Here is a 26,133-nt window from a genome sequence, read left to right as displayed (position 1 = left end):
TTCTGCCGGTTCCTGTGATCCGTCCGGGCCTCTTCGGCCGATCTTCGCGAAGATTCAGCTCGTCCTACCTTACCAAACCAAACCACCTCATCCTGAGGTGCCCGCGCAGCGGGCCTCGAAGGAGGCCTCCGAGGCCTCCACTTCGCTGCGGCGCCTCAGGATGAGGTCGAGGAGGGGATAAGTGGAGGTTAGAGCATTTTCCGCGGAAGTGGTTGCCGGTTCCGCGAAAGAAAACGCGGCACAATCAATGTGCTAGAGTATTTTCCATGATCCAAGGATCATGGAAAATACTCTAGCAACCCGCTCGATCCGCTCGAACAGCCCCTCAGATCGATCCCACCGTCCGCAGCCGCGCCCGCGGATGGATCTCCGCCTGGCTCATCACCGGGGTCTCGCGGCGGAAGCGCTCGATGATCGAGCGCACGAAGGGCCGCGACTGGGCCGAGGTCACGAGCACCGGCATCTCGCCGAGGCGCGCCGCCGCCTCGAACCGGTCGCGCACCGTGTTGACGAACTCCGTCAGCTTCGAGGGCTGCATCGCGAGGTAGCGCTCCTCGCGCTCGCCGACGATCGCCTCGATGAAGGCCTGCTCCCAGGCCGGCGACAGGGTGATGATCGGCAGGGTGCCGTCCGGGCCCTGGTACTGCGCGCAGATCTGGCGGCCGAGGCGGGCGCGCACGTGCTCGACGATGTCGCGCGGGTTCTTCACCGCCCCCGCCACCTCCGCGATGCCCTCCACGATGGCGCCGAGGTCGCGGATCGAGACCCGCTCGGAGAGCAGGAACTGCAGCACGCGCTGCACGCCCGTGGTCGAGATCTGGCTCGGCACCACCTCCTTGAGCAGGTCGCCGTGCTCCTTCGGCAACTCGCGCAGCAGCTTCTGCACCTCGACATGGTTGAGAAGCTCCGAGACATGCGCCTTGATGATCTCGGTGAGGTGCGTCGAGACCACGGTCGCCGCGTCGACCACGGTGTAGCCCTTGAGCTGGGCCTGGTCGCGCAGGCCCGCATCGATCCAGGTCGCGGGCAGGCCGAAGGTCGGCTCCAGCATGTGCTGGCCGGGGAGCTGCACTTGGCCGCCCATCGGGTCCATCGCCATGAACTGGCCGGGGAAGATCCGGCCCGTGCCGGCCTCGATCTCCTTCACCCGCACCACGTAGGCGTTGGCGTCGAGCTGCACGTTGTCGAGGATGCGCACCGAGGGCATCACGAAGCCGAGCTCCGCCGCGAGCTGGCGGCGCAGCGCCTTGATCTGGTCGGTGAGCCGGTCGCCGGCCTCGCCGTTGACGAGGGCGAGCAGGGCGTAGCCCATCTCGAGCTTGAGGTCGTCGAGCTTGAGCAGCTCCGTGACGGTCTCCTCCTTGGCCGCGGCGATCGCTGCCGGATCGGCGGGCTTGCCGTCGGCGTCGAGGGGCGGCGCCTCCTTCGCGGTCTTGGCGATGCGCCAGGCGGCGTAGCCCGATCCGCCGGCGAGGAGCAGGAAGGGCAGCATCGGCATCCCGGGCAGGAGCGCGATCAGCACCATCACGCCCGCCGACATGCCGAGGGCCTTCGGGTAATGGGCGAGCTGTTTGCCGAGCGCCTTGTCGGCCGAGCCCCGCACGCCCGCCTTCGAGACCAGGATGCCGGCCGCCGTCGAGACGATCAGCGCCGGCACCTGGCTCGCCAGCCCGTCGCCGATGGTCAGCAGCGTGTAGCTCTTGGCCGCCGCGCCGAAGGGCATGCCCTGTTGCGCCACGCCGATGATGATACCGCCCACCACGTTGATGAAGGTGATGAGGAGCGCCGCCACGGCGTCGCCGCGCACGAATTTCGAGGCGCCGTCCATGGCGCCGAAGAAGGCCGATTCCTCCTCCAGCGCCGCGCGCCGCGCCTTGGCGGCCTTCTCGTCGATCAGCCCCGCCGAGAGGTCGGCGTCGATCGCCATCTGCTTGCCCGGCATCGCGTCGAGGGTGAAGCGGGCCGCCACTTCCGCGATACGGCCCGATCCCTTCGTGATGACGACGAAGTTCACGATGATCAGGATCGCGAAGACGATGATCCCGATGACGAAGTTGCCCCCCATCACGAAGTTGCCGAACGCCTCGATGACGTGGCCGGCGGCCGCCGTGCCCTCGTGGCCATGGCCGAGGATGAGGCGCGTGGAGGCGAGGTTTAGCGCGAGCCGCAGCATGGTCGCGATGAGCAGCAACGTCGGGAAGACGGTGAATTCGAGCGGGTTGTCGATGAACAGCCCTGTCATCATGATCAGCACGGATATGATGATCGACACCGCGAGCAGCAGGTCGAGCAGGACCGCGGGCAGCGGGAAGATCAGCACCGCCAGGATGCCCATCACCGCCGTCGCGAAGACGAGATCGGACCGGCGCGACAGCGCCCGGAGATCGCCGCGGCTCGGCAGCGCCAAGCCGTTCAGCGCCCCCGCGATGCCGCCCGTCCGTCCCGGCACAGAGGCCGTCTCGCTCATGCCCGCGCTCCCGTCCGCGACCGGCAGACCCGGCAAGAATTGCCGGGCGGATGGTTAGCGCCCCGTTAACCGCCGGCCCGGCACCGGCCGGAACCCCGGGCAGCTCCGGGGCTTGAACGGGCACGGACACCGCCGAGGACCCACCGATGCGCGCCCTCACCATCACTTTCGCTCTCCTGGCTCTCGCCGCGGGTGCCGCCTCGGCCCAGGCGCCCGGCGAGGCGGGCCGCCCGGCCGGCCAGGGCATGATGGGCGAGCCGCTGGAGCCCGGCGCCAACAGCTTCACCGAGGCGCAGGTGCGCGAGCGCTTCGGCCGCATGGGCTTCGGCGAGATCCGCGACCTGAAGAAGACCGATCAGGGCATCTGGGAGGGCATCGCCACCCATGCCGGCAAGGACGTCCGGATCGGGATGGATTACCGCGGGAACGTCGCGGCGCGCTGACGGAGCGTCCGCGCCCTCCGCGAGACCCAGCGCACAGCAGGAGACGATCCATGGCCACACGCGCCGTCACCGCCCTGTTCGACGATTACGACGCGGCCGCCCGCGCGGTCGACAAGCTGGAGGCCGAGGGCATCCCCCACGCCGACATCAGCATCGTCGCGAGCGATCCGGAGAGCCGCATCGCCGGCCGCGTCGCGCCGCGGGACGGGTCGGCGCGGGCCACGGAATCGGACGCGGCCGACGGGGCCGGGACGGGGGCGACCCTCGGCACCGTGCTCGGCGGCGGCGCGGGACTGCTCGCCGGCCTCGGACTCCTCGCCATACCGGGCCTCGGCCCCGTCGTGGCGGCGGGCTGGCTCGTGGCCGCGGTGACGGGGGCGGGCGTCGGTGCGGCGGCCGGCGGCCTGATCGGCGGCCTCACCGGCGCCGGGCTCAGCGAGCACGAGGCCGCGACCTATGCCGAGGGCGTGCGCCGGGGCGGGACGCTGGTCACCGCGCGGGTCGGCGACGACATGGCCGACCGGGCGCTCGCGATCCTCGACAAGCACGGCTCGATCGATCTCGACGAGCGCGCCGAGGGCTGGCGGGCGCAAGGCTGGACCGGCGGCACCGCCGAGGCCGGCGCGGCTCCGACGACCGACCTCGCCGGGCCCGGCTCGGCCACCCGCTGAGAGCGGGAGGCCGGCGGGCGGCTCAGGCGACCTGCTTGCGGGCGAACATCGCGCCGGCGAACAGGATCGCGGCGCCTGCGGTGATCAGGCTGATCATCAGGACGCGCCGCGGCTGCACGGCCGATTGGGCGAGTACCGGCGGCACGATCATGCTGAAGAACTCGATCTGGCGCGCAGCGATGATGCGCGCCCGCTCGTTCGCGGCGAGCACCGCCGCGTAGTACTTCTCGGCGTCCTTGCGCTCGTTGTCGAAGCCTTCGAACCGGGTCATCGCGTCCGAGAGCAGGCGCTTCTGCTCGGGATCCACGCTCGCGGCCTGTCGCTCGAGCCGGGCGATGTTCTCGTCGAGATCCTTGATCTGCGTCTTCAGCTCGACGATCCGGTTGGAGTTCGGTCCGAGATCGCGCTGCGCGACGGTGAGCTGCACGGCGAGATTGATGCGGGCCGTGCGCAGCTCGCCGATCGTCTTGAGGTTCGCCTCGTTCGTCTTCTGCGCGTCGAGGACGCCGTCGCGGTTGCGCAGGTCGCGCACCGCGAAGCGGATCCGGGTCATGCGCTCCTCGGCCAGCTTCAGCTCGCGGTTGCTCTCCGCCACCGCGTCGTTGCGGGCCCTCATGCTGAGCTCGTTCACCATGCGCTCCGCCTCCTTGACGACGGCCTTGGTGATGGTGAGCGATTCCTGCGGGTCGAAGGCGTTAACGGCGAGCGTCATGATGCCCGAACCGGACTCGACGTCGATCGAGACGCGGTGGCGCCAGTACTTCACGAACTTCTCGATCGGCTTCTCCGGATCGAGGCGGGACAGGTAGTCGATGCTGTCGCGGCTGAACCACTCGCGCAGCGGCAGGTCCTTCTCCAGGACCTCCAGCATCGCGCGGCTCATGACGTATTCGTAGGTGATCAGCGTGTCCTGCGCGATCAGCTCCTTGGGCACGCCGAGATTGGTGCCGACCTTGTCCGGGGCGGCCTTCTCGGCGCCGCCGAGCGCCGGGCGGATCGCGAAATGCGTCTCGGTCACGTAGCGGTCCGAGGCGATGAGCCCGTAATAGACGGCGCCGCATAGGGTCGGCAGCACGAAGCAGAGCACGAAGAGGACGGGCAGCCAGGGATCGCGCTTGACGTGGCTCTGGTAGGACCGGATGCCCTTCTTCCGGTCGGCGAAGCGCGACAGCCGCGCGATCTGCCGCAGCGATTCGGCGACCGCCTGCGACTTGTCCGCTGTGCTGAGCGGCTGACCCTGCGGATTGCGGATCTCGACGTTCATCGGGTTGTTCGCTTCCCCTGCCGGCCGCCGGGCCATGGCGATCGATCCCTCTGGCACGTCCACTCGCACGCACCCGCGGCGAAACCATGTCCGCCGCGGCACCGACCGGGGGAGGGCGGTCAGGCGTTCAGGCGCCGGTAGAGCTCGATCGCGTCGTTCACGTCCTCATAGACGATCGCCCGGCCGTTGAGGAGGACGATGCCCTGCTGGCACCACTCGCGGATGACCTCCATCGAGTGCGAGACCATGATCACGTCGGCATGCTTGCGGCGGCTGGAGAAGACCTCGTTGCAGCGCTTCTGGAAGCGCGCATCGCCCACCGAGGTCACCTCGTCGATCAGGTAGCAGTCGAATGGGATCGCCATGCTCATCCCAAAGGCGAGACGCGCGCCCATGCCGGAGGAATAGGTCCGGATCGGCACGTCGAGATAGCTGCCGAGCTCGGCGAAATCCTCGACGAAGTCGAGGACGCGCCGCGGATCCTCGCCGTAGATGCGCGCGACGAAGATGACGTTATCGCGCCCTGTCATCTGCGGGTGGAACCCGCCCGCGAAGCCGAGGGGCCAGGAAACGCGCAGGCCCCGATGGATCTCGCCCTTCGTCGGCGCCTCGACCCCGCCGATGAGGCGCATGGTCGTGGACTTGCCGGCGCCGTTGATGCCGAGGATCCCGTAGCTGACGCCCGGCTTGAGGGTGAACGAGACCCGCTCCAGGATGGTGCGGCGATGGCCGTCCGTCCTGTATACCTTCGTGACGTCGTCGAAGCGGATCACCGGGCCGTCCTGCGATGCGCGGCCGTATCCGCGCCGGAAGAGCGTTCGTCCCGCCTGACTCGTCGGCGAAAGCGGCGAATCTGAGATCAGTCGACGGCGGGCGCGTGCAGCTCGGCATCGGTGAAGCGCTGCTGTTCGGCCATCACGAGGCCTGCGAGCTCCCGCTTGATCGCGTTGAACTCGGCCGAGGCGGTGTCGCGCGGGCGCGGCATGTCCACCATCACGTCGCGCTTCAGCCGGCCCGGGCGGTAGGTCATCACCAGGATCCGATCGGCGAGGTAGATCGCCTCCTCGATGGAGTGGGTGACGAAGATCACCGTCTTGCGGTACTCGGCCCAGATCCGCAGCAGCTCGTCCTGCAGGGTGCGCCGCGTCAGCGCGTCGAGGGCGCCGAAGGGCTCGTCCATCAGCATCACCGGCGGGTCGAGGGCCAGGATGCGGGCGATGGCCACGCGCTGGCGCATGCCGCCGGAGAGGTCCTTCGGGAAGCGCTTGCGGAAATCCGACAGGCCGAGGGTCGCGGTGATCCGGTCGACCGTCACTCCGGCCTCGGCGCGCGGCACGCCCTTGATGTCGAGGCCGAAGCGGACGTTGTCCTCGACGCTCATCCAGGGGAACAGCGCGTATTCCTGGAAGACCATGCCGCGGTCGGGCCCCGGCCCGGATACCGGCGTGCCGCCAATGGTGATGTGGCCGGCGGTCAGCGGCGTGAAGCCGGCGATCGCGTTGAGGAGGGTCGACTTGCCGCAGCCCGAGGGGCCGAGCAGGCAGAGGAACTGCCCCTCCGGCACCGTCGCGGTAACGTCCTGCAGGGCCGCGACGCCGGCATCGCCGCTGCCAAACACCTTGCTGGCATCCGCGACCATGATCTCTGCCGACATGCCGTATTCCGTCTCGCGCTGACCGATGGGATGAGGAGGAAGCGGGTCCTACCGCTCCAGGCCGCGGTGCCAGCGCAGCAGGTGGTCGTTGAGGCGGCTCATCGCCCCGTCGATGATCAGGCCGAGCACGCCGATGGTGAGCATGCCGCCGATGATCTTGTCGGACCACATGTATTCCCGCGCCTCGAGGATGCGGTAGCCGAGCCCGTCCGAGACCGCGATCATCTCGGCGACGATCACGACGATGAAGGCGGTGCCGATGCCGATGCGCATGCCGGCGAGCACGAAGGGGCTCGCCGCCGGCAGGATCACGCGGCGGAACATCGTCCACGAGCCCGCGCCGAGGTTGCGCGCCGCGCGGATATAGATCGAATCGACCTGCCGCACCCCGGCGATGGTGTTGACGAGGACGGGGAAGAAGGTACCGAGCGCGATCAGGAACAGGGCCGGCGGGTTGCCGAGGCCGAACCAGACGATAGCGAGCGGGATATAGGCGATCGGCGGGATCGGGCGCAGCACCTGCAGCAGCGGGTTGAACAGGTCGTAGAGCCGGTCGTTGGTGCCGAGCACCAGGCCGACCGGCACCGCGAGGCCGGCCCCGATCACGAAGCCGCTGACCACGCGCGACAGGCTCGACACCATGTCGTGCGGCATCTCGCCGGAGAAGAGCCAGCCGAGATAGCTCTGCGTATCGGGGTCGTAGGGCAGGCCCGGCAGCAGGCCGGAGAACCATTTGGCCGCCACCGCCGTGGGCGGCGGCAGCACGATCGGCGAGAACACGCCGACGCGGCTTAGGATCTCCCAGAGGACGAGCAGGCCGACCGGGACGATGGCGCCGCGGAGCGAGGACGCGCGCATCAGTTGGTCTTCAGCTCGGCCTTGGCCTTATCCAGGAGATCGGTCTTGACCCATTCGGCGTCGCTCTTGGGCGGGCTGACCATTTTGCCGAGCCCATACTTGACCATGTAGTCGGAAGTGGTCTGCATATGCCCGGCCGGCATGTCGTAGGTATAGCTCGCGTTGGCCATGCCGTCGCGGAAATCCTGGCTCGAGAGCTGGCCCTTGAAGACCTGCTCGCGCACGTATTTCTCGGCCAGAGCCGGGTCGTCGATGAAGGCCTTGGTGGCGGCGACGAACAGCTTGAGGACCTTGGCCGCCACCTCCGGCTTCTCGTTGTACATCTTCTCGGTCATCACCAGCGGGCGGTAGGGGATGCCGATCGGCGTGTCGTAGGGCTTAACCAACTCCACGCCCCAGCCGGCGCTGATCGCCTGCGTCGATTGCGGCTCGCTCTGGCAGATCACGTCGACGTATTTCTGCGCGAGCGCCTGGTTCAGGTCGGCGTAGTTGTTGAAATAGGTCAGCTGCACGTCCTTGCCGGGCCGCTCGGACCAGGTCATGCCGTGCTTGTCGAGCTCGGCCAGCAGCATCAGGTCCTGGGTTCCGCCGCGGACGGTGGCGACCTTGAGGCCCTTCAGGTCGGCCGCGGTCTTGGCCGGCAGGTCCGGTCGCTTGAGGATGCGCACGCCGCCATTGGCGAAGCCCGCCACCACGAGGAGCTTCACGCCGTTCCCCCGCGCGGCCACGGCGCCATCGCCGCCCGAGGCCGCGATGTCGATCTGGTCGACCGCCATGGCCGGGTAGATGTCGGCGCCCTTGGCGAATTGCCGCTCGTCGATCTTCAGGCCGAATTTGGGCGCGATTTCCTTCATGTAGGAGATCGCGCCGTAATGGGCGAACTTGAGATTGCCGAGCCGGACCACGTCCTGCGCACGGGCGGGGACGGTCGCGGCGAGGGCGAACAGGGCGGCGCAGGCGAGAGCGCGCTTGAGCATGGGCATCCTCCGGTCGCGGGTCTTGTCGCCCGCTCGATCTCACGAAAACGAGAGCATCGCGCGTTGACTAATGCAGCGGCGGCACCGGATGTAAAGCGCGTGCGGTGGAAGAGTCCGGAGTTCTGAAATGGATGAGATCGGCGCCGTCGCCGTGGTCGGATGCGGCACGGTCGGTGCGAGTTGGGCGGCCCTGTTCCTGGCGCACGGAATCGACGTTTCCGCCTGGGATCCGGCACCCGGCTTCGCCGACCGTCTGCGGGTTTCGGTCGACCTCGCGCTGGGCCAACTCGCCGAACTCGGCCTGACGGGCGCTGGCCGGCTCGCCACCCATGACGACCTCGAGGCGGCGGTCACGGGCGCCGGCTTCGTGCAGGAGAACGCGCCCGAGGAGGAGGGGCTCAAGCGCGGCCTGCTCGCCCGGATCGACGCCTGCCTGCCGGCCGACATCCTGGTCGCATCGAGCACCTCGGCGATGCTGCGCAGCCGGATCGTCGCCGATTGCGCCCGGCCCGAGCGCGTGCTCGTCGCCCATCCCTTCAACCCGCCCCATCTCGTGCCGCTCGTCGAGATCGTGGCGGGCAGCGATACCGCCGCGGAGCGGGCCGCCGCCTTCTATACCCGGCTCGGACGCCGGCCGGTGATCCTGCGACGGGAGATGCCGGGCCACATCGCCAATCGCCTCGCCTCGGCCCTGTACCGGGAGGCGGTGAATCTCGTTGCGGAAGGCGTGGCGAGCGTGGCCGATATCGACGCCGCGCTCTGCAACGGGCCGGGCCTGCGCTGGTCGGCGATGGGCCCGCACATGACCTACCATCTCGGCGGCGGGGCCGGCGGCATCCGGCACTATCTCGACCATCTCGGGCCGAGCCAGGAGCGGCGCTGGGAGAGCCTCGGGGATCCGCGACTCACCGAGGACGTGAAGGCGGCGATCGTTGCTGGTGTCGAGGCGGAGGCCGCCGGTCGCACCGTGGCGGAGTTGGAGGCGCGGCGCGATCGCGCGCTGATCGACGTGCTCAAGGCGCGGACCGAGGTGGCCGGGGCCTGAAAGCATCGGGCTCAGCCCGGGCGCCGGCCGCAGCGGATGTAGGAGGCTGTTCCCCGGGCGCTCGACCAGGTCAGACGGTCGCCCTCCACGACGAGCCGCACCTGCGAGGACCAGTGGCGGCCGCGGTCGCTGCACTCCGCGGCCGTGACCCAGGCGTTCCCGATGCGCCGTCCGTCGTGGAAGGTGCAGACGGTGCGGCCGGCCTTCGCCCGCTCGAGGGTGATGATGGCCTGATAGTAGCCGCGGCGGCGGTGGCGGGCGCCGCAGGCCGCCGCGTTCGGTCCCCAAACCCCGATATGGTCCAGCCGCTCTGCCGCCATCCGCTCGGTGGGTGGTGCCGTCGCCACCGCTTCGGGCAGGGCGCCCGTCCTGCCGGGCTGGATCGGCGGCTCCGCTGCCGTCGCCCGGGCCACGGAGGCGGGGTGTGTCGCCGGGGGATCGGCCGAGGGGGCGGTGTCGGGGCGCGGCTCGTCGAGCCCGTAGGCGACGCGGCGGGCGGTCTGCAGCGGGGCGGAGCCGGGGGCGGGGAAGTCGAGCCCGCTCGTGGTCTCGCGGTCTGCCACGGCGGCGTGGCGCAGGGGCGGATCCTCAGTCAGGAAGACCGCGCTGTAGGCCAGGAAGGCGCCCCAGCCGGCCGCGAGCGCGAGCAGCACGGCGCGCCAAGCCCGGCCGCCGCGGCCCTGACCCGCCTCCTTCCCCAGCGGTCCCGGATCGAGACCCGCCGCCATGGCCGCTCCCCCGCTCATCTGTCAGCGTCCGAAGATGCCCTTGAGGAACTGCGCCGTGCGGTTGCGCTTCTTCTTACGCTCCAGCTCGGAGGCGTCCTTCAGCCAAGCGACCTGCACCACGCGGCGCTCGCCCTCGAAGGGCTCGTGCCCATGCCAGGAATTGTCCGCTCGCAGGAACGCGAACATCGTCCCCATCGTCGGCGGCACCTCGACGGCGAAGGGCTCGTAGTTCTTGCCGTCGTAGAGCACCCGCAGCCGGCCGGCGGCCGGGGCGGACCAGGCGTCGTTCATGTAGACGAGGAGAGTGAGCACCTTCGACGGGCCGTCCGTGTGGATCGAGCCGTACTTGAGCTGAGACCGCTTCATGATTGTCGTAAGGCGCGGGCACGCGACGAGGTCGATGCCGAACTTCTCGCCGAGGATCGCCGAGAAGGCGTCGCTCTCGAGCTCGTCGATCAGCGCCTTGAAGCGGCCCTTGAGCGCGACCTCGTCCACCGTCAGGTAGCCGGGCTTGGCGATGTCGGGGAAGTCGGCGCGGATCGCGTCGATCGACTCGGGCTTGAGCACGTTCGTGCCGAGCGTGAAGGCGTAGGGCTCGCGGCTCACGGGCGCGGCCCGGACGGCATCGAGATCGAGAATCGAGAGAGCGGACATCGCAGAACACCAGTCCTCACGGCGGGGGCAGGTCAAGCAGCGGCGCCGGTCCCATCCCGCCTGTGTTCAACGAAATGTTAACCGGGTCTCTGCGCCTGCGAATTCCAAATCAGCCGATTACGGCGCCGCCACGGCGAATTCTCCCGCGCTGGGGCGCCGGGGTGACACCCAGGCCCTTCCCGGGGCCGGCGGAAACTGCCATGCTTGATCGCGGGACACGGGGCTGCGGCCTGCACGGCCCCATCCCGAGTTCACGTGCGTTCCGAGGCACTTGGCCATTCCCCCGATGCGACGCTTCGTCAGCGCCCTTCTGCTCGGCCTCACCGCCAGTGCCTCCTTCGCGCAAGGACGACCCATCGCCGTCCCGCCATCGGCGACGCAGCGGCTGGTCTGCGCCGAGGCGATGGCCCTGGTGAAGCGCGAGGGCGAGGTCACCCTGCCCACCGGCCGGGGCGCGACGGAGCGCCTCGTCCGCGACCGCTCGTTCTGCGACTTCTCCGAGGTCGCGGAGCTGCGCTTCCTGCCCACCCGCGACAACCCGCAATGCCCGGTCGGCTACCGCTGCCGCGAGCCGGGCTTCGAGGAGTGGAACTGGTAGGCGGGGCGATCGGTCGCCCGCGCCTTGCGAAAGTTTCACGGGACAGGGCGGCATCGATGCCACTATCTCGCCACGACGCGCCGTCACTGGCGCTGACGACGGCCGTGGGCTGAACAAGCCCCCGGCCTCGGGAGTATTGGAGAGACGCGCGTGGCCGCACTCAGGACCGGTCTGGGCTTCCAGGCCGCGCTCACCGCACTCGTCGCGCTGGTGCTGCTGGCGGTGCCGGGCATCCCCTCGCCCCCGCTCTACGTCTCGCTCGCCGGCTTCGTCATGGCGGGCATCCTCGTCGCCTCGGGGAACCTCTCCGCCTATCTGAAGGTCTTCGTCTCGGTCTACGGCATCGGCTACCTGCTGCTCGCGGGCGCCAAGACCGCCGCCGCCATGGGCCTGCTGCCCGCCGTCATCGGCGCGCTGCTGCCGCCCGCCTTCGCCGCGACCGGCGCCGTGGTCTTCGCCGGCATCGTGCTCGCGATCTCCTACTGGAAGCCCATCCGCGACATCACCCTGATCGCCGACCCGTACTTCGCCAACCGCGACGCGCCGACCAAGGAGATCGGCCTGTTCCGCTGGTTCGGCCGCACGGAGGGCCAGATCGGCCAGCGGCTCGTGGCGCTGTCGATCTTCGTCAACTTCGCCGACGTGGCGCTGACGCTGCGGTTCAACTTCTTCTACCGCGACCTCTACAACACCCTGCAGGAGCTCAACGCGGAGGCTTTCTGGCATCAGGTGCTGTGGATCTTCATCCCGCTCGCGATGCTCAACATCGTGATCGGGATGATCGACCTCTTCGTCGATTCCTCGCTGCACATCCGCTGGCGCACCTGGCTGACGCACAGCCTCTACGAGCGCTGGCTCGGCAAGGGCACGCATTACCGCATCCCCTTCATCGACGAGCAGGCCGACAACCCCGACCAGCGTATCCAGCAGGACGTCAACGCCTTCATCCAGCAGACGGCGAGCCTGTCGATCCGGCTGCTCTCCCAGGCCGCGCAGCTCGTCTCCTTCATCGTCATCCTGTGGACGCTGTCGCGCGACTTCGTGCTGCCCTTCACCGACGCGGTGATCCCGGGCTTCCTGGTCTGGCTCGTCATCGCCTACGCGGTGGTCGGCACCTGGCTCACCCACATCATCGGCAAGCCGCTGATCGGCCTCAACTTCCGCCAGGAGCAGGTCGAGGCGGACTTCCGCTTCTCGCTGGCCCGCAACCGCATCTATTCCGAGCAGATCGCGCTCCTGCGCGGCGAGCGCGCCGAGGCCTCGCGGCTGGCCACGATCTTCCACACCGTGATCGACAACTACGTCGACATCATCTACCGGCGCATCAAGCTGATCGCCTTCACCTTCAGCTACCGGCAGGCGAGCGCGGTCTTCCCGCTCATCATCGCGGCCCCGTCCTTCTTCTCGAAGAAGATCACCCTGGGCACGCTGCAGCAGACCTCGGACGCCTTCGGCAACGTCCAGAACGCGCTGAACTTCTTCGTCACGAGCTACATCACGCTCGCCTCCTACCGGGCGAACACCATCCGTCTCGGCTCCTTCAAGCGGGCGATGACCAAGGCCGAGGCGCTCTCGGCCGCGGGCTACGGCCTCGCCCAGGGCAACGACACCACCGGGCCGGTCACCGCCCGCGGCCTGACGCTCGCCCTTCCAGACGGGCGCGAGATCGTGAAGGCCGACGACCTCGCCTTCCGGACGGGGGGCGCCACCCTGCTCACCGGGCCCTCGGGCTCGGGCAAGTCCACCCTGTTCCGGGCGATCGCCGGGATCTGGCCCTTCGGCAAGGGCCGGGTCGACGTGCCGGCCGGGCAATCGGCCCTGCTCCTGCCGCAGCGGCCCTACCTGCCGCTCGGCACGCTCCGCGGCGCCGTGGTCTATCCGAGCACCATCGACCAGTTCACGGACGAGGCGATCCGCGAGGCCCTGGTCGCGGCCCAGCTCCCGCAGCTCGCCGACCGGCTCGACGAGGTCGACAGCTGGGACCGCCGCCTGTCGGGCGGCGAGCAGCAGCGCCTCGCCATCGCGCGGGCGCTGCTCGCCAAGCCGCAATGGCTCTTCCTCGACGAGGCGACCGCGGCGCTCGACGAGCCGAGCGAGGCCGCGATCTACAAGATGCTGCGCGAGCGCCTGCCCGGCACCACCATCGTCTCGATCGGCCACCGCTCGACGCTCAACGCCCTGCACGACCGGCGCGTCGACATGCAGCCGGAGGGGGGGCTTTTCGCGCCGCGCGAGGTCCGCTCGGCCGTCCCGGCGGAGTAGGGCGGCGGGGTCCCGGCCTCCCGTGCGGGTTCCGCGCGTGTCATGCGTCTGTCACCCGCGCGTGCTTCGCAGCCCGGCCCGCTTCCGATAGAAAGGCGCCCGCGCCGACGGCGTCCGACGCCGTCCGCGCCCGCAGAGGACCGCGATGACCGAACTGCCGAATGTCCACGTGCGCGCCGAGGTGCTGGCCCAGGCGCTGCCCCACATGCAGCGCTACGACCAGGAGATCGTGGTCATCAAGTATGGCGGCCACGCCATGGGCGACCGCGCGGCGGCGGAGGACTTCGCCGAGGACATCGTGCTCCTGGAGCAGTCCGGCCTGAAGCCGATCGTGGTCCATGGCGGCGGCCCGCAGATCGGGAAGATGCTCGACCGGCTCGGCATCCAGTCCGAGTTCCGCGGCGGCCTGCGCGTCACCGACGAAGCGACCGTGGAGGTCGTCGAGATGGTCCTCGCCGGCTCGATCAACAAGCAGATCGTCGGCTGGATCTCGGCCGAGGGCGGCCGGGCGATCGGCCTGTGCGGCAAGGACGGCAACATGGTCCGCGCCAAGCGCGCCATGAAGACCGTGCGGGATCCCGGCAGCGAGACCGAGCAGGTGGTCGATCTCGGCCTCGTGGGCGAGCCCGAGCATGTCGAGCGCGGCGTCCTCGACGCGGTGCTGAAGGCCGAGCTGATCCCGGTTCTCGCCCCCGTCGCCTACGGCGCCGACGGCCAGACCTACAACGTCAACGCCGACACCTTCGCGGGCGCCATCGCCGGCGCGCTGCGGGCCAAGCGCCTGCTGCTGCTCACCGACGTGCCGGGCGTGCTCGACAAGGACAAGAAGCTGATCCCCGAGCTGACGGTGGAGGATTGCCGGCGCCTCATCGCCGACGGCACCATCACCGGCGGCATGATCCCGAAGATCGAGACCTGCATCTACGCCATCGACCAGGGCGTCGAGGCGGTGGTCATCCTCAACGGCAAGGTGAACCACGCCGTGCTGCTCGAGCTCTTCACCGATTACGGCGCCGGCACCCTGATCCGCAGGGGCTGAGCCCGATCCCCTCCGCGGCCGGGGGCACCCGCTCCCGGCCGCATCACACCGAGTGAGACGTGTACCGACCCGATACGTGCCACTTCACCACCGGCGACGCCCGCGGCTTCGACCAGGTGGACACCTGGGTGTTCGACCTCGACAACACCCTCTATCCCAGCGACGCGATGGTCTGGCCGCAGGTCGACGAGCGGATCACGCTCTACGTCATGCGCCTCTACGGCCTCGACGGCCTCTCGGCCCGGGCCCTGCAGAAGCATTTCTACCATCGCTACGGCACGACCCTGAAGGCGCTGATGGTCGAGGAGGGCGTCGACCCGCACGACTTCCTCGACTTCGCCCACGACATCGACCACTCGACGATCAAGCTCGACGTGGGCCTCGGCGACGCCATCGAGCGCCTGCCCGGACGCAAGCTGATCCTCACCAACGGCTCGCGCCGCCATGCCGAGCGGGTGGCGGAGAAGCTCGGCATCCTCAGCCATTTCGAGGACGTGTTCGACATTGCCGCGGCCGATTTCGTGCCGAAGCCCGAGCGCACCACCTATGAGCGCTTCCTGAGTCGCCACGGCATCGACCCGGCCCGCTCCGCCCTGTTCGAGGACATCGCCCGCAACCTCGTGGTCCCGCACGATCTCGGCATGGCGACCGTGCTGGTCGTGCCCAAGGTCGCCGATCCCTATCGGGAGGCCTTCGAGCAGGAGGCGGTGCAGGAGCCGCATATCGACTACATCACCGACGACCTCGCCGGATTCCTCGGCGGCTGCGTGATGCCGGCGGCGGCGCCGGCGCAGCGGCGGTGAGCGCGCTCGCGGGCGCGAAGGCGCCGAGCCTCGCCGAGATCGAGGAACTCGCCGACGCGGCCTTCGCCGCCCTGCCGGAGGGCTTCCGGCGCCTCTGCGCGGGCGTGCGCATCATCGTTGACGACTTCCCCGACGATGAGACGCTCACCGAGATGGCGTGCGAGAGCGAGTTCGACCTGCTCGGCCTGTTCCGCGGCGTCGGCCTCGCGCAGTCGGGCGAGGTGGTGACGGGCCAGATGCCGAACGCCGTCTGGCTCTACCGGCGCCCGCTGCTCGACTACTGGGCCGAGCACGACGAGACGCTCGGCCACCTCGTGGCGCATGTGCTGGTCCACGAGATCGGCCATCATTTCGGCCTGTCGGACGACGACATGGCCCGGATCGAGGACGAAGCCGAGATCGGCTGAAACCCGGGTGTCGAGCGGGATCATCCCTCTCGCGGGGTGCCCCGGCGTCATCCCAGGGCTTCGCCCTGGACCCACCAAAGGGGTGATCCCTTTGGGATCCCGGACGTGATCAGCCTTCCCCGCTCTCGTGGATCCGGCGCAGGCGGCTGACCTTCGGGCGGCTGGTGCGGAACTGCCCGCGCTCGATCGCCACGAAGACGAGGACCGTCATGGCGAGCGCCGTCAGCCACCAGATCACGGTGAGCCCGACGCCGATGCAGGCCACCGTGAAGGCGGAGGCGAAGGCCGCCATCGCCCCGGGGACGAGGACCGGCACGTCGCGGCCCGCCCGGCGCACCGAGGCGTAGAGCGCGAAGGCGGCGGCGAGCGCCCCGACGATGCCGAGCTCGTACCAGAACTCGAACAGGGCCGTGGTCGGCGCGTTCATCGGCACGAGGCCGACGAAGCGGCCGCGGAGCGCCGTCTCGAACCCGTGGCCGGTGATCAGCCGCACGGGCTCCGTGGTCACCACCTTCTGCCAGCTCTTCAGCGAGAGCACGCCGGGCGCGAGCGGCCCGAACAGGGCGGAGCCGACCGGCCGCGCCACGAAGGGCAGGAGCGGCGCCGTGGCGAGCAGCCCCGCGGTCACGCCCGCCGTGAGCAATGTGCCGAGGCGGGGCCGGAAGCTCGTCACCGCGAAGGCGACGGCGCCGACCGCCAGCGCCACGATCTGCGTGACGTTCGGCGAGGCGACGAGCGCCCCGGCCACCAGCAGGGCCACGGCCAGGGCCTCGCGGTCGCGCCGCCGCGAGCGCAGCCACGCCACCGCCGGCCAGACGAGCAGCGTCAGCAGCGTCAGGCCGCGGCCCAGCGCGCTGTCGTCGTCGGCGCCGCCCTGGATCAGGCTGTCGCCGAACAGGCCCAGCACGATGGCGACGAGCGCCGAGGCGGTGACCCCCAGCGGCAGCAGGTAGAGGTTGGCCGAGCGCATCCGGTCGGGCAGCGAGAAATAGCCGAGCAGCGTCAGGCCGATCACCGCGGCGAGGTTGGCGAGCCGCTCCGCCGCCGCCGAGAGGAAGGGCGTCCAGGCGAGCGAGAGGGCGGACCACAGGATCACCAGCATGCCCGCCAGGAAGGCGGCCGAGCGCAGCAGCCGCGACCCGGACGGGCGCACGGCGCGCTGGCGCCCGTCGATGGCGCTCGCGATGACGAGGAGCACGACGGCGATGGGGGCGATGATCACCGAGGCGCGCCGCGCCACCTGCGCGGTCACCGGCACCACCACGAACAGCCCGAAGAAGCCCACGCGCCGGAGCAGAGCTGCCGCATCGAGCGCCGGATCGACAATCGGTTGGGGCGCGCGCGGCATGGGGCGACTCTGCGGATCGGCCCGGCGCGATCACGGCCGCCGCGCGCGGGTCCAACTCTCTCCCTAGTGCAAGGAGCGGGCTCGAAGCTGTAGATGTCCGGTCACACCGCGCGCGCAGGTTGCGTCGGGAATCACGTCGCCGTGACCGGCTCGCGCGGCCGCCGCCGTGCGGCGCGCCGCCCGAGATCCGAGACGAGCCGCCACGCGGCCCAGGTGGCGATGAAGCCGAGGAGGCCGGCGATCACGCCGTCCGCGGTGGTCGGCACGGCCGGCTGGTAGTCGCGCCAGGTCGCCTGGGCGAGGCCGGAATCGGGCTGGCGCATCACCGCGACCATGCGGCCGAGCGGGCTCGTCGCCGAGGCGATGGCCTGCTGCTGGGCGTTGAGCGCGGCGAGCCGCTCGATGTCGCCGCGCGCCGCCTCGCCGCGGCGGGCGACGAGCTGGTCCGGGCTGCCGCGCAGCCGGTCGACCGCGCCGTCGCGGGTGGTGCCGCTGGCCCGGGCGTCGGCCTCCAGGCCGTCGACCTGCCGCCGCAGCTCGTCCACGGTCCCGCCGAGGCGCTGCACGTATTGCTGGGTGAATTCGGGCCCCTGGGCGGCGAGGCCGCCGCCGATCAGCCCGAGGGCGAGGCCGAGTGTTCGGATCACGCGGAACACGGGTGTCCTCCGTGGCGGGAGCGTGAGCGTAAAGGGGGGGAGCCGCGCTCCGGTTCCTCAGCCCGGCAGGCTGAGGAGGCCGGCCGCCCCGTCCGCGCAGCCGAAGGCGAGGCGGGCGCCGGCCGCGTCCCAGGCGAGCGCCGTCACCGCGCTGCCCTTCACCGCCGGGCGCACGAGAAGCTCGGCCGCGTCCGAGAATCGCACGAGCAGGATGCAGCCGTCCTCGTAGCCGAGCGCCAGGACCGGCGCCTTCGGGTGGAAGCTCACCTGCGAGACCCGGGCCGGGCGCACGCCGCATTCCCGCGGGGCCTTGCCGGTGGGGCCCTCCTTCGAATCGAAGGGCCAGATGATCGCGGCCTCGGCGCCGCTGGTGGCGAGCCACTTGCCGTCGGACGACCACGACACCGAGCGCACCTTGGCGGGGTAGCCCGACATCCGCATGTGGCCGCGGTCCGGCTGCAGGCGCCAGCCGTGCAGCGCGTTCTCCTGCATGGTCGAGACCACGAAGCGGCCGTCCGGCGACCAGGTCACGTCGAGATGCGAGCCCTTCCACGAGACCAGCTCGGGCGGCGTCTCCAGGTTCGGGTACCAGAGGCTGACGCCGTTGTAGTGGGCGACCGCGAGGCGGAACCCCTTCGGCGCGAAGGCGAGGCCGCGGGCGGTGGAGGGCGCGTCGAGGGTGCGCTCGCGGCCCTTGGCGTCGCGGCTGGCGACGCGCTTGCCGGCCGAGAAGGCGAAGCCGCCGTCCGGATGCAGGGCGAGCGCGTCGATCCAGGCGCCGCCCTTCGCGGTTCCCGCCTCGGCGAGGGTGCCGTCGGCGCGGATCTCGACCACGCGCCCATCGTCGCCGCCGGTGAGGAGCCGGCTGCCCGTGCTCGCGGCGCACAGGATCGAGCCCTCCGGATGGGCCGCCGCCCGCACGGTCTCGCCGTCGCCCGCGAGCACCACGGTGCCGTCGCCCAGCGCCAGCGCCAGCCTTCCGCCGAGCCAGTGCGCGGCGGTGACGTGCGCGCCCGCCTCGATCGGCGCCACGTGGCTCAGCAGGGAGGTCGGTGCGGTCATGGGAATCCTCAGGCGGCGATGCGGGCGCGGGCGGCGAGCAGGGCCGCGGCGACCGCGAGGCTGCCGCCGGCCAGCGCCGGAAGGAGGAGGGCGTAAAGCTCGTAGCGCCCATAGGCCAGCGTGCCCAGGAACGCGCCGAGGAGGAGTGCCCCCCACACCGCCGCGTCGCCGAGCCAGCCGAGCGGCGGCCCCTTGCCGGTGAAGGCCTCGGCGATCTTCTGGGCGAGGCTGAACAGCGCGCCGGTGACGAAGGTGGTGCCGGCCCGGAAGCCCTTCACCTGGGCGAGGACCGCGTTCTGCGCGCCCATGGCCATCGCCATGAAGAACGAGGCGAGGCCGAGCTCCGGCGTCGGCAGGCCGAGCGCCAGCGCCGCCATGATCAGCAGCGTCTCGTAGGCGAGCACCACGGAGGTCGCCCAGCGCGGCGGCGTCACCATGGAGAGGCCGCTGCCCAGCGTCGCCCCGACGAGGAAGCCCAAGAGCAGCAGCATCGGCATCAGGGCGTGCCGGATGTCGCCGTGGGCGAGGGAGACGGAGAGCTGGGTGGTGTTGCCGCTCATGAACGAGGTGTAGAGGCCGCCGAGCCGCACGAAGCCCAGCGCATCCACGTAGCCGGCGAGCGCGGTCAGGGTCAGCCCGGTTCCCAACTGCCAGCCCCGGTTCACGAAATGCGGCTCCCGGACGGAGTCGCTAATCCTTCGTTAACCATTTCGGGCGCTCCGTTCAGCAGAGCGCGGGCAGGGTTAAGGCTCCGCTCACCAAACCTCAGCAATTCGATGCAAACACGGCGAACACCGGCGCGCAGGGCCCCGTTGGTCCTGCGATCCGGCGAGGGGACGGGATCTCCGTGCCGGGTGAGTTGGAGTTGCGTCATGATCCCCTTTGCCTATCCCGTGCACGGATTGACGGCCGCCCATCTCGAGCGCGGCGCCAACACGGTCCTGGTCGTCGAGGACGAGCCCGTGGTCTGCGAGCTCGCCGCCGAGGCCCTTCTCGACGAAGGCTACCGCGTCCTCACCGCGGCCGATGCCTGGGAGGCGAAGGAGATCCTGGCCCGGGAGAGCGTCGACCTGCTCTTCACCGATATCGATCTCGCCCGCAACACGAACGGCATCGCGCTGGCGAGGCACGCCCGGTGCCAGTGCCCGGACCTGCCCGTCGTCTACACCTCGGGCGGCCGCGCGGAGCTTTCCCACGGCGACGCCGTTGCGCAATCGGTCTTCGTTCCGAAGCCCTATCGCCCGAGCCAGCTCGTCGCCCTCACCAACGACATCCTGGGCCACGGCTCGCCGCACCACGCCTGATCCCCGAGACGAACCGATGATCCGCTCCGCCCGCAGCTTCCTCGTCCTGCCGCTCGCCCTGCCGGCCGCACTGGCCGCCTGCCTGGCCGGCGGATCCGCGCAGGCCTGCGACGTCGCGGGGGCGAAGATCGAGGACCTGATCGCGGGCAAGGCCGAGCTTCGCGAGGGCGCCAACGGCCAGACCCTGCGCGACCTGCGCACGCTGCGCGATGCCGCGATCGTGCTGGAGAGCTACAAGTACGGCCCCGAATGCGAGCGCCTTCTCGCGATCGTGAAGACGCTCGCGGCCGATCCCGACAAGGCGATCGAGCAGAGCGGCGACACCGACGAGGACAAGGCCGAGAGCATCGCGGAATCGCGCAAGCCGCGCATCCCGAAGGGCGACAAGACCGAGCCGGCCGAGGCCAAGCCGCGCTGAACGTGTCGGGGATAAAGGGTTAAGTCGCTTTGGTGGGGTGTCGGGGCGAAGCCCCGACAGGCGATCCCCGGGCTCCGCCCGGACCCGCGAGAGAGATGATCCCTCTCGCCGCCCGGATTTCAGTTGCGCCCGGGCCCCTGCTGGGCCTTGGCGATGGTCTTGGCGAGGCCCGCCGCCATGCGCTGGCGCAGGGCCTCGTTCACCTCGATGTCGATGAGCCGCCAGGACCAGCCGCGCAGGCGCATGCGGATGCGCGTCTGCAGCGCCCGCGGCGCCTCGGGCGGCACCGGGACGACCACCGTGCGGAAGCCGCGCATCTCGGAGGTCAGGTAATAGGGAACGAGCTTGCCGATCCGGTCGAGATTGAGCCCGGCGGCCGGCTGGGTCTCCGGCCGCGGCAGGTCGAGGCGCTGCGGCCAGCCGTCGTCGAGGAGGTCGATGACGGTCTCCGGCGTCACCATGGTCTCGGCGAGGGCAAGCGCCAGCCCGACGGCCGCGTCGCTGAGCTGCTGACGCTCGCGGGGCTCCAGGCCGGGATTGCTGTCGGCCGCGGCCTTCACGGCGGCGCTGGTCTGGCGGACGAGCGACAGGCGCAGCGTCCGGAAGTTCACATGCCGCTCGACATAGGCGACGTCGCGCGCCCGCACCGCCCGGGCGAGGTCGTAGAGGGCCCAGAGCGGGCTCAGGGTGAAGAGCAGCCAGCCGAAGGCGATGGCGAGGGGAACGGCGAGCCAGCGCACGGGGCGGCTCAGGCTCGCGCGGCGCGGGTCACGCCGCGCGCGCCCAGGCGGCGTGCGGGGCGAAGCTGGTGACGACGGCCTCGTAGACGGGCCGCTTGAACGGCACGATCAACCCGGTCAGCTCCGAGAACGGCACCCAGCGCCACGCGTCGAATTCCGGCTTGTGCGCGCCGCCGCCGGGGCTCTCGACGTCGATCTCCTCATCCGTTCCGAGGAAGCCGAAGGCGAACCATTTCTGCGCCTGGCCGCGGTAGCGGCCCTGCCAGGAGCGCTTCAGCAGTTCCGGCGGCAGGTCGTAGGTGAGCCATTCCGGGGTCTGGCCGAGGGGGCGCAGGCAGGATGGCGAGACGCCGGTCTCCTCGTAGAGCTCGCGCACGGCCGCCGCCTCGGGCGTCTCGCCTTCGTCGATGCCGCCCTGCGGCATCTGCCAGGCGGCCGCGTCGCCCGCATCGGCGGGCATGTCCCTGCGGCGCCCGACGAAGACGAGGCCTTCCCGGTTGATCAGGGCGACGCCGACGCAGGGCCGGTAGGGCAGAGGCGGCTCGCGGAGGGCGGTGGGCTCGGTCGTCATCGCGCGGGACCATAGGGAGGGCGGGGGCCAGCGGCAACGGCCCGGGCGCTCGCCGCTGCGGGCGAATCGCGGGTCGCGTCTGTGGCGCCTGTCTACTCGGCTTTCGACAGCCGCGTCTCCCCGCCGCGCAGGGCGACGCTCACCGGCACGAGGCGCAGGCCGCGGGCGTCGAGATCGCGGGCCCAGCGGGCGATGCGGTCGATGGTCTGGGGCAGGGCGCTCGCCGAGGCGAGGGCGAAGCCCTTGGTGCGGGCCTGCGCCTCGAGCCGGGCAAGCTCGCGGTCGATCGCGTCGGCGCGGGGCACCGCGTCGATCACGATCTCGGCGCGGGCGAGCGGCGTCTTCACCTTGGCCGCGAGGCCGGCGGGCAGGGGGCGGGCGGCCGTGCCGTCGTCGACGAAGCCGAGCCCGCGGGCGCCGATCTCGCGCAGCACCGGCTCGAAGGCGCCCGCATCGCTCATCAGCTTGGCGCCCATGAAGTTCACCACGCCGACATAGCCGGGGAAGCGGCTCATGGCCCAGGCGAGGCGGTCGGCATTCTCCGGACCCTTGAGCGCGGTCAGCAGGGTCTGCGGCCCGGGATCGCTGTCGGGATAGTCGAAGGGCTCCATCGGCGCCTGGAGCAGCACCTCGTGGCCGGCGGCGCGCGCCCGGGCGGCGGCGCGCTCGACCTCGCCGCCATAGGGGGCGAAGGCGAGGCTCACCGCCGGCGGCAGCTTCACGATGGCGGCGGCGGTCGCGGCTTGGCCGATGCCGAGGCCGGTCATCAGGATGGCGATGCGCGGGCCGCTGCCCGGCTCCTCGGGGCGGGCATAGACGTCGAGCGCCCGCAGGCGGCCTTCGCCGAGCTTCGGCATCGTGCCGTGGCGGCCCCGGTCGGTCAGGCGCGGATCGGGCGCGGGGTTGAGCTGCACGTTCGCGGAGGGGACCCGGATCACCACCGCCTCGCTCGGCGCCGCGGTGCCGCTCGGGCGCACCACGGTGACGCCCGAAGCCGTCTCGATCTCCTCGGCGCTGCGCTGGGTGCGGGCGGGCGGTGCCTCGGGCTCGGGCGCCGCGGCGGCCACCGCCTGCGGCGCGGGCGTGGGCACGGCAACCGGCTCGCGCAGGGTGATGGCGACGGTGACGCGGGGCTCGCCGCCCTGCGGATCGCCGAACAGCAGCAGGCTGCCGACCAGGAGCAGGACGAGCGCGCCCGTGCCGCCGGCCATGGCCTTCGGCGAGCGCCCGAGCATCCGCAGGCGGGCGAGCGCCGCCGCCTTCCGGCTCAGCGGTGCGGCCACCCCGAGGGGCTGCGTCAGGATATCGTCGGAACTCTCACCCACCACGGCCTCGGCCCGGAGCCGCGCCGGAATCGCCGAACCGGCGAGGCGCCCCTGGGACCATTGCCGGCCGTCATGGTTAATTTTCCCTCAACGGGACGGCGCGGGGCGCTGAAACGGGAAGCCCCGCCGGGCCTTGCGGCCGGCGGGGCTCCGATGACGGTCCGAGCGCGGGCTCAGTTCGGCATGCTGGGCTTCTGGGTGTTGGCAGCGCCCTTCTGGATGCCGTGCAGGAAGTCGACCGCCGCGGAGAGCTGCTTGTCCTTGGCCGGATCCGGCGGGACGTAGGCGGACGAGCCGCCGCGCTCCTCGGTATCCTTCTGCTTGAGGTGGCCCTTCAGGCCGGCCTCGCCCTTGGTCTCGTCCTTGCCCTTCAGCTCGTCCGGCACGTCCTGCAGGATCTCGGTGTCCGGCTCGATGCCCTTCGCCTGGATCGAGCGGCCCGACGGCGTGTAGTAGCGGGCCGTGGTGAGGCGCAGCGCGCCCGAGCCGCCGAGCGGGATGATCGACTGCACCGAGCCCTTGCCGAAGGAGCGCGTGCCGAGGATCGTCGCGCGCTTGTGATCCTGCAGGGCGCCGGCCACGATCTCGGAGGCCGAGGCCGAGCCGCCGTTGACCAGCACGACCACCGGCTTGCCCTTGGTGATGTCGCCGGACTTCGCGGAGAAGCGCTGGGTCTCGTCCGGGTTGCGGCCGCGGGTGGAGACGATCTCGCCGCGGTCGAGGAAGGCGTCGGAGACCATCACCGCCTGGTCGAGAAGGCCGCCCGGGTTGTTGCGCAGGTCGAGGACGTAGCCCTTGATCTTGTCCTGGCCGATCTCGGTCGAGAGCTTGTCGACCGCGGCGCGCAGGCCGTCGAAGGTCTGCTCGTTGAACTGGGTCAGGCGCACGTAGCCGATGTCGCTGCCCTCGACGCGCGAGCGCACGGGCTTGATCTTGATCACGTCGCGGGTGAGCGTGACGTCGATCGGCTCCTTGGCCTCCTTGCGGCTGATCTTCAGCTTGACGTTCGAGTTCACCGGGCCGCGCATCTTGTCGACGGCCTGGTTCAGGGTCAGGCCCTGGACCTGATCGTCGTCGATCTGGGTGATGATGTCGTTGGCGAGCAGGCCCGCCTTCGCCGCCGGGGTGTCGTCGATCGGGGTCACGACCTTGATCAGGCCGTCCTCCATCGTGACCTCGATGCCGAGGCCGCCGAACTCGCCGCGGGTGGTGGTCTGCATGTCGCGGAACGCCTTGGCGTCCATGTAGCTCGAATGCGGATCGAGGGAGGTCAGCATCCCGTTGACCGCCGCCTCGATCATCTTCGACTCGTCGGGCTTCTCGACGTAGTCGGTCCGCACCTTCTCGAACACGTCGCCGAACAGGCTGAGCTGGCGGTAGGTCTCGGCGGACGCCGCGACGGCGCGCGGACCCGACAGGAAGTCGGTCTGCGTCGCCACCATCGACGTCCCGGCGCCGAGGAACGCGCCGAGCATGATGAGGGAAGTCTTGCGCATTAGCCGCGAACCTTCTCGCTGGGGCTCCTCGCCCACCAGGGCTCCGGATCGATGGAGCCACCGTCCTTCTTGAACTCGACGTACAGGACCGGATCGCCGCGGTCGCCGTCTATTGCCGGCTGTGCCGCACTTCCCTCGCCCATGCTGCCCACCGGCTCTCCCGCGAGCACGAATTGGCCGACCTCGACGCTGATCTGATCCATTCCCGCCAGCAAGAGATAGTAGCCATCGCCCGCATTGATGATCAAGAGACGGCCGTAGGACCGGAACGGGCCGGCGAAGGCCACCCAGCCGTCGGCGGGGGAGGATACGACCGCCTTGGGCCGCGTCGAGAACGAGATGCCGCGCGTCAAACCGCCATTGCCGTCCGGCTGGTTGAAGGTGCGCAGGATCCGGCCGCTCACCGGGCGCGGGACCTCGCCGCGCACCTGCGCGAAGGGGATCTTGGGGGCGAGCCGCGCGGGGTCGCGGAAGCCGGCCGCGGCGAAGCGCTGCTGCGTCGCCTTCGCCTCCCGCTCCTCGGCGGCGCGGGCCTCCTCGGCGGCGCGGCGGGCCGCGCTCACCTCGCTCGTCATGCGGTCGAGGAGGTCCTTGAGGTTGCGCGCCTGATTGCCGAGCTCGGCCGCGCGCACGCGCTCGGCGGCGAGCCCGCTCTCCACCTCGGCCTGACGGGTGCGGCGGATCGTGACGAGGGCGTTGAGCCGCTGCTGCTCGCGCGCCCAGCCGGCGAGGTCGTTGCGCAGGCCCTCCCGGTCCGCGGCGATGAGGCTGCGCAGGCGCACCAGTTCCGTGAGGTCGCCCGCCAGCGTCGCCACCTCGCCGCGCAGTTCCGGCACCACCGCGCCGAGCAGCATGGAGGTGCGGATCACCGCGAGCACGTCCTCCGGATTGACCAGGACGGCCGGCGGCGGGCGCCGGCCCATGCGCTGGAGCGCGGCAAGGATCTCGGCGATGACCGTGCGGCGGGCGTCGAGCGAGCGCCGGATCGCCGCCTCGCTCTCGCCCATGGTGCGCAGCCGTTCCTCCAGCCGGGTCAGCCGCGCCTCGGTCGCCTGGGCCTGCCGGCCGGCATCGACGAGGGCGGTGTTCAATTTCGCGCGATCCTGCCCGATCGTCGCGATCTCGGACTCGGCTTGGGCGCGCGCGCCGGTGCTCGCGGCCAGGGCCTCCTCGATGCGCTTGAGGTTCTCGGCGCGGCGCTCGCGCTCGGCCTGGGCCTTCTGCAGCCGGTCCTGGTCCTGGGGGGCGGCGTCCTCGGCGCGCGCGGGCACGGCGGCCGAGACGGCCAGGAGGACCAGGGCGCCCGCCGCCCGTCTGAGGAAGCCTCGCTTCACCGGGTCGTG

General features: G+C 70.8%; 27 protein-coding genes. 10 read left to right on the top strand and 17 right to left on the bottom strand.

Translation table 11 applies throughout. The annotated features are described in order from the left end of the window. Positions 1 to 325: 325 nt before the first annotated feature. On the bottom strand, positions 326 to 2,467 hold the full coding sequence (gene flhA, locus MTDSW087_RS10765; protein ID WP_144763643.1) for a flagellar biosynthesis protein FlhA: 2,142 nt from the start codon (positions 2,465 to 2,467) through the stop codon (positions 326 to 328). 146 nt (positions 2,468 to 2,613) lie between these two features. Between flhA and MTDSW087_RS10760 the strand changes: the two genes are divergently transcribed. Then, positions 2,614 to 2,910 carry a hypothetical protein gene (locus tag MTDSW087_RS10760; RefSeq protein WP_144763641.1) on the top strand — a complete coding sequence of 99 codons (297 nt, stop codon included), beginning with the start codon at positions 2,614 to 2,616 and terminating at the stop codon, positions 2,908 to 2,910. Between the two features lie 50 nt (positions 2,911 to 2,960). Continuing rightward, positions 2,961 to 3,581, top strand: coding sequence for a general stress protein (locus MTDSW087_RS10755; protein ID WP_144763639.1), 621 nt, complete (start codon positions 2,961 to 2,963; stop codon positions 3,579 to 3,581). Positions 3,582 to 3,603: 22 nt separating this feature from the next. On the opposite strand, the gene MTDSW087_RS10750 is transcribed toward MTDSW087_RS10755, so the two are convergent. The 5 genes from MTDSW087_RS10750 to MTDSW087_RS10730 form a co-directional block, all read right to left on the bottom strand. Continuing rightward, positions 3,604 to 4,845, bottom strand: coding sequence for a KpsE/RkpR family capsule polysaccharide export protein (locus MTDSW087_RS10750; protein ID WP_144763637.1), 1,242 nt, complete (start codon positions 4,843 to 4,845; stop codon positions 3,604 to 3,606). A 119-nt stretch (positions 4,846 to 4,964) separates the two neighbouring features. Beyond that, positions 4,965 to 5,618 (bottom strand): ABC transporter ATP-binding protein, encoded by a 654-nt coding sequence (locus MTDSW087_RS10745; protein WP_142581861.1) that lies wholly within the window; start codon positions 5,616 to 5,618, stop codon positions 4,965 to 4,967. A gap of 86 nt (positions 5,619 to 5,704) precedes the next feature. After that, entirely contained in the window at positions 5,705 to 6,499 is a 795-nt protein-coding gene (locus MTDSW087_RS10740; RefSeq protein WP_144763635.1) for an ABC transporter ATP-binding protein, read from the bottom strand. Between the two features lie 48 nt (positions 6,500 to 6,547). Then, a complete protein-coding gene (locus MTDSW087_RS10735; RefSeq protein ID WP_144763633.1) occupies positions 6,548 to 7,357 on the bottom strand; it encodes an ABC transporter permease in 810 nt (269 codons plus the stop codon). Beyond that, a complete protein-coding gene (locus tag MTDSW087_RS10730) occupies positions 7,357 to 8,334 on the bottom strand; it encodes an ABC transporter substrate-binding protein (RefSeq protein WP_144763631.1) in 978 nt (325 codons plus the stop codon). Before MTDSW087_RS10730 ends, MTDSW087_RS10735 begins: the two co-directional genes overlap by 1 nt. 127 nt (positions 8,335 to 8,461) lie before the next feature. Here MTDSW087_RS10730 and MTDSW087_RS10725 point away from each other — a divergent pair, with 127 nt between their 5' ends. Next, positions 8,462 to 9,379 carry a 3-hydroxyacyl-CoA dehydrogenase NAD-binding domain-containing protein gene (locus MTDSW087_RS10725; RefSeq protein WP_144763629.1) on the top strand — a complete coding sequence of 306 codons (918 nt, stop codon included), beginning with the start codon at positions 8,462 to 8,464 and terminating at the stop codon, positions 9,377 to 9,379. 11 nt (positions 9,380 to 9,390) lie between these two features. Here the strand turns inward: MTDSW087_RS10725 and MTDSW087_RS30090 are convergent, their stop codons facing one another. Together MTDSW087_RS30090 and MTDSW087_RS10715 are read right to left on the bottom strand one after the other, a co-directional pair. Further along, positions 9,391 to 10,125: a peptidase inhibitor family I36 protein gene (locus MTDSW087_RS30090; RefSeq protein ID WP_186383801.1), complete on the bottom strand. Its 735-nt coding sequence runs from the start codon at positions 10,123 to 10,125 to the stop codon at positions 9,391 to 9,393. A gap of 3 nt (positions 10,126 to 10,128) precedes the next feature. Next, positions 10,129 to 10,761, bottom strand: a complete 633-nt coding sequence (locus tag MTDSW087_RS10715; protein ID WP_144763627.1) for a 2OG-Fe(II) oxygenase — start codon at positions 10,759 to 10,761, stop codon at positions 10,129 to 10,131. 286 nt (positions 10,762 to 11,047) lie between these two features. Between MTDSW087_RS10715 and MTDSW087_RS10710 the strand changes: the two genes are divergently transcribed. From MTDSW087_RS10710 to MTDSW087_RS10690, 5 genes are all read left to right on the top strand, one after another. Next, positions 11,048 to 11,359, top strand: a complete 312-nt coding sequence (locus tag MTDSW087_RS10710; protein WP_144763625.1) for a hypothetical protein — start codon at positions 11,048 to 11,050, stop codon at positions 11,357 to 11,359. Positions 11,360 to 11,509: 150 nt separating this feature from the next. Next, on the top strand, positions 11,510 to 13,621 hold the full coding sequence (locus MTDSW087_RS10705; RefSeq protein WP_144763623.1) for an ABC transporter ATP-binding protein/permease: 2,112 nt from the start codon (positions 11,510 to 11,512) through the stop codon (positions 13,619 to 13,621). Positions 13,622 to 13,766: 145 nt separating this feature from the next. Next, positions 13,767 to 14,660, top strand: coding sequence for an acetylglutamate kinase (gene argB / locus MTDSW087_RS10700; protein WP_144763621.1), 894 nt, complete (start codon positions 13,767 to 13,769; stop codon positions 14,658 to 14,660). A 59-nt stretch (positions 14,661 to 14,719) separates the two neighbouring features. Next, positions 14,720 to 15,463 (top strand): pyrimidine 5'-nucleotidase, encoded by a 744-nt coding sequence (locus MTDSW087_RS10695; RefSeq protein ID WP_144763619.1) that lies wholly within the window; start codon positions 14,720 to 14,722, stop codon positions 15,461 to 15,463. Next, on the top strand, positions 15,460 to 15,870 hold the full coding sequence (locus MTDSW087_RS10690; protein WP_144763617.1) for a metallopeptidase family protein: 411 nt from the start codon (positions 15,460 to 15,462) through the stop codon (positions 15,868 to 15,870). The genes MTDSW087_RS10695 and MTDSW087_RS10690 overlap by 4 nt, the downstream gene beginning before the upstream one ends. 109 nt (positions 15,871 to 15,979) lie before the next feature. On the opposite strand, the gene MTDSW087_RS10685 is transcribed toward MTDSW087_RS10690, so the two are convergent. From MTDSW087_RS10685 to MTDSW087_RS10670, 4 genes are all read right to left on the bottom strand, one after another. Then, positions 15,980 to 17,218, bottom strand: a complete 1,239-nt coding sequence (locus MTDSW087_RS10685; RefSeq protein WP_144763616.1) for a peptide ABC transporter permease — start codon at positions 17,216 to 17,218, stop codon at positions 15,980 to 15,982. A 131-nt stretch (positions 17,219 to 17,349) separates the two neighbouring features. After that, on the bottom strand, positions 17,350 to 17,874 hold the full coding sequence (locus MTDSW087_RS10680) for a DUF2937 family protein (protein ID WP_144763614.1): 525 nt from the start codon (positions 17,872 to 17,874) through the stop codon (positions 17,350 to 17,352). A 57-nt stretch (positions 17,875 to 17,931) separates the two neighbouring features. Further along, complete coding sequence (locus MTDSW087_RS10675; RefSeq protein ID WP_373322056.1) at positions 17,932 to 18,936, bottom strand: WD40 repeat domain-containing protein; 1,005 nt, start codon at positions 18,934 to 18,936, stop codon at positions 17,932 to 17,934. An 8-nt stretch (positions 18,937 to 18,944) separates the two neighbouring features. After that, the gene (locus tag MTDSW087_RS10670; RefSeq protein WP_144763612.1) at positions 18,945 to 19,601 is read right to left on the bottom strand and encodes a YoaK family protein; all 657 of its coding nucleotides are present in this window, start codon (positions 19,599 to 19,601) and stop codon (positions 18,945 to 18,947) included. Between the two features lie 207 nt (positions 19,602 to 19,808). On the opposite strand from MTDSW087_RS10670, the gene MTDSW087_RS10665 reads away from it, so the two are divergent. Next, positions 19,809 to 20,240 (top strand): response regulator, encoded by a 432-nt coding sequence (locus tag MTDSW087_RS10665; protein ID WP_144763610.1) that lies wholly within the window; start codon positions 19,809 to 19,811, stop codon positions 20,238 to 20,240. A 16-nt stretch (positions 20,241 to 20,256) separates the two neighbouring features. Further along, positions 20,257 to 20,658: a photosystem reaction center subunit H gene (locus MTDSW087_RS10660; protein WP_144763608.1), complete on the top strand. Its 402-nt coding sequence runs from the start codon at positions 20,257 to 20,259 to the stop codon at positions 20,656 to 20,658. A gap of 119 nt (positions 20,659 to 20,777) precedes the next feature. Here MTDSW087_RS10660 and MTDSW087_RS10655 read toward each other — a convergent pair whose 3' ends face one another. The 5 genes from MTDSW087_RS10655 to MTDSW087_RS10635 all read right to left on the bottom strand — a co-directional run bounded on the left by MTDSW087_RS10655 (position 20,778) and on the right by MTDSW087_RS10635 (position 26,124). Then, positions 20,778 to 21,398 carry a DUF2939 domain-containing protein gene (locus MTDSW087_RS10655; protein WP_144763606.1) on the bottom strand — a complete coding sequence of 207 codons (621 nt, stop codon included), beginning with the start codon at positions 21,396 to 21,398 and terminating at the stop codon, positions 20,778 to 20,780. A 28-nt stretch (positions 21,399 to 21,426) separates the two neighbouring features. After that, positions 21,427 to 21,969 (bottom strand): RNA pyrophosphohydrolase, encoded by a 543-nt coding sequence (locus MTDSW087_RS10650; RefSeq protein WP_144763604.1) that lies wholly within the window; start codon positions 21,967 to 21,969, stop codon positions 21,427 to 21,429. Between the two features lie 92 nt (positions 21,970 to 22,061). Further along, entirely contained in the window at positions 22,062 to 23,294 is a 1,233-nt protein-coding gene (locus tag MTDSW087_RS10645; protein ID WP_144763602.1) for a divergent polysaccharide deacetylase family protein, read from the bottom strand. A gap of 173 nt (positions 23,295 to 23,467) precedes the next feature. Further along, positions 23,468 to 24,790, bottom strand: a complete 1,323-nt coding sequence (locus tag MTDSW087_RS10640) for a S41 family peptidase (RefSeq protein WP_144763600.1) — start codon at positions 24,788 to 24,790, stop codon at positions 23,468 to 23,470. Further along, positions 24,790 to 26,124, bottom strand: coding sequence for a murein hydrolase activator EnvC family protein (locus MTDSW087_RS10635; protein WP_373322057.1), 1,335 nt, complete (start codon positions 26,122 to 26,124; stop codon positions 24,790 to 24,792). Before MTDSW087_RS10635 ends, MTDSW087_RS10640 begins: the two co-directional genes overlap by 1 nt. Between the last annotated feature and the right edge of the window lie 9 nt (positions 26,125 to 26,133).

The organism is Methylobacterium dankookense, from assembly GCF_902141855.1.
GTDB classification, from domain to species: Bacteria; Pseudomonadota; Alphaproteobacteria; order Rhizobiales; family Beijerinckiaceae; genus Methylobacterium; species Methylobacterium dankookense.
This window is presented reverse-complemented; position numbering and strand designations above follow the sequence as displayed.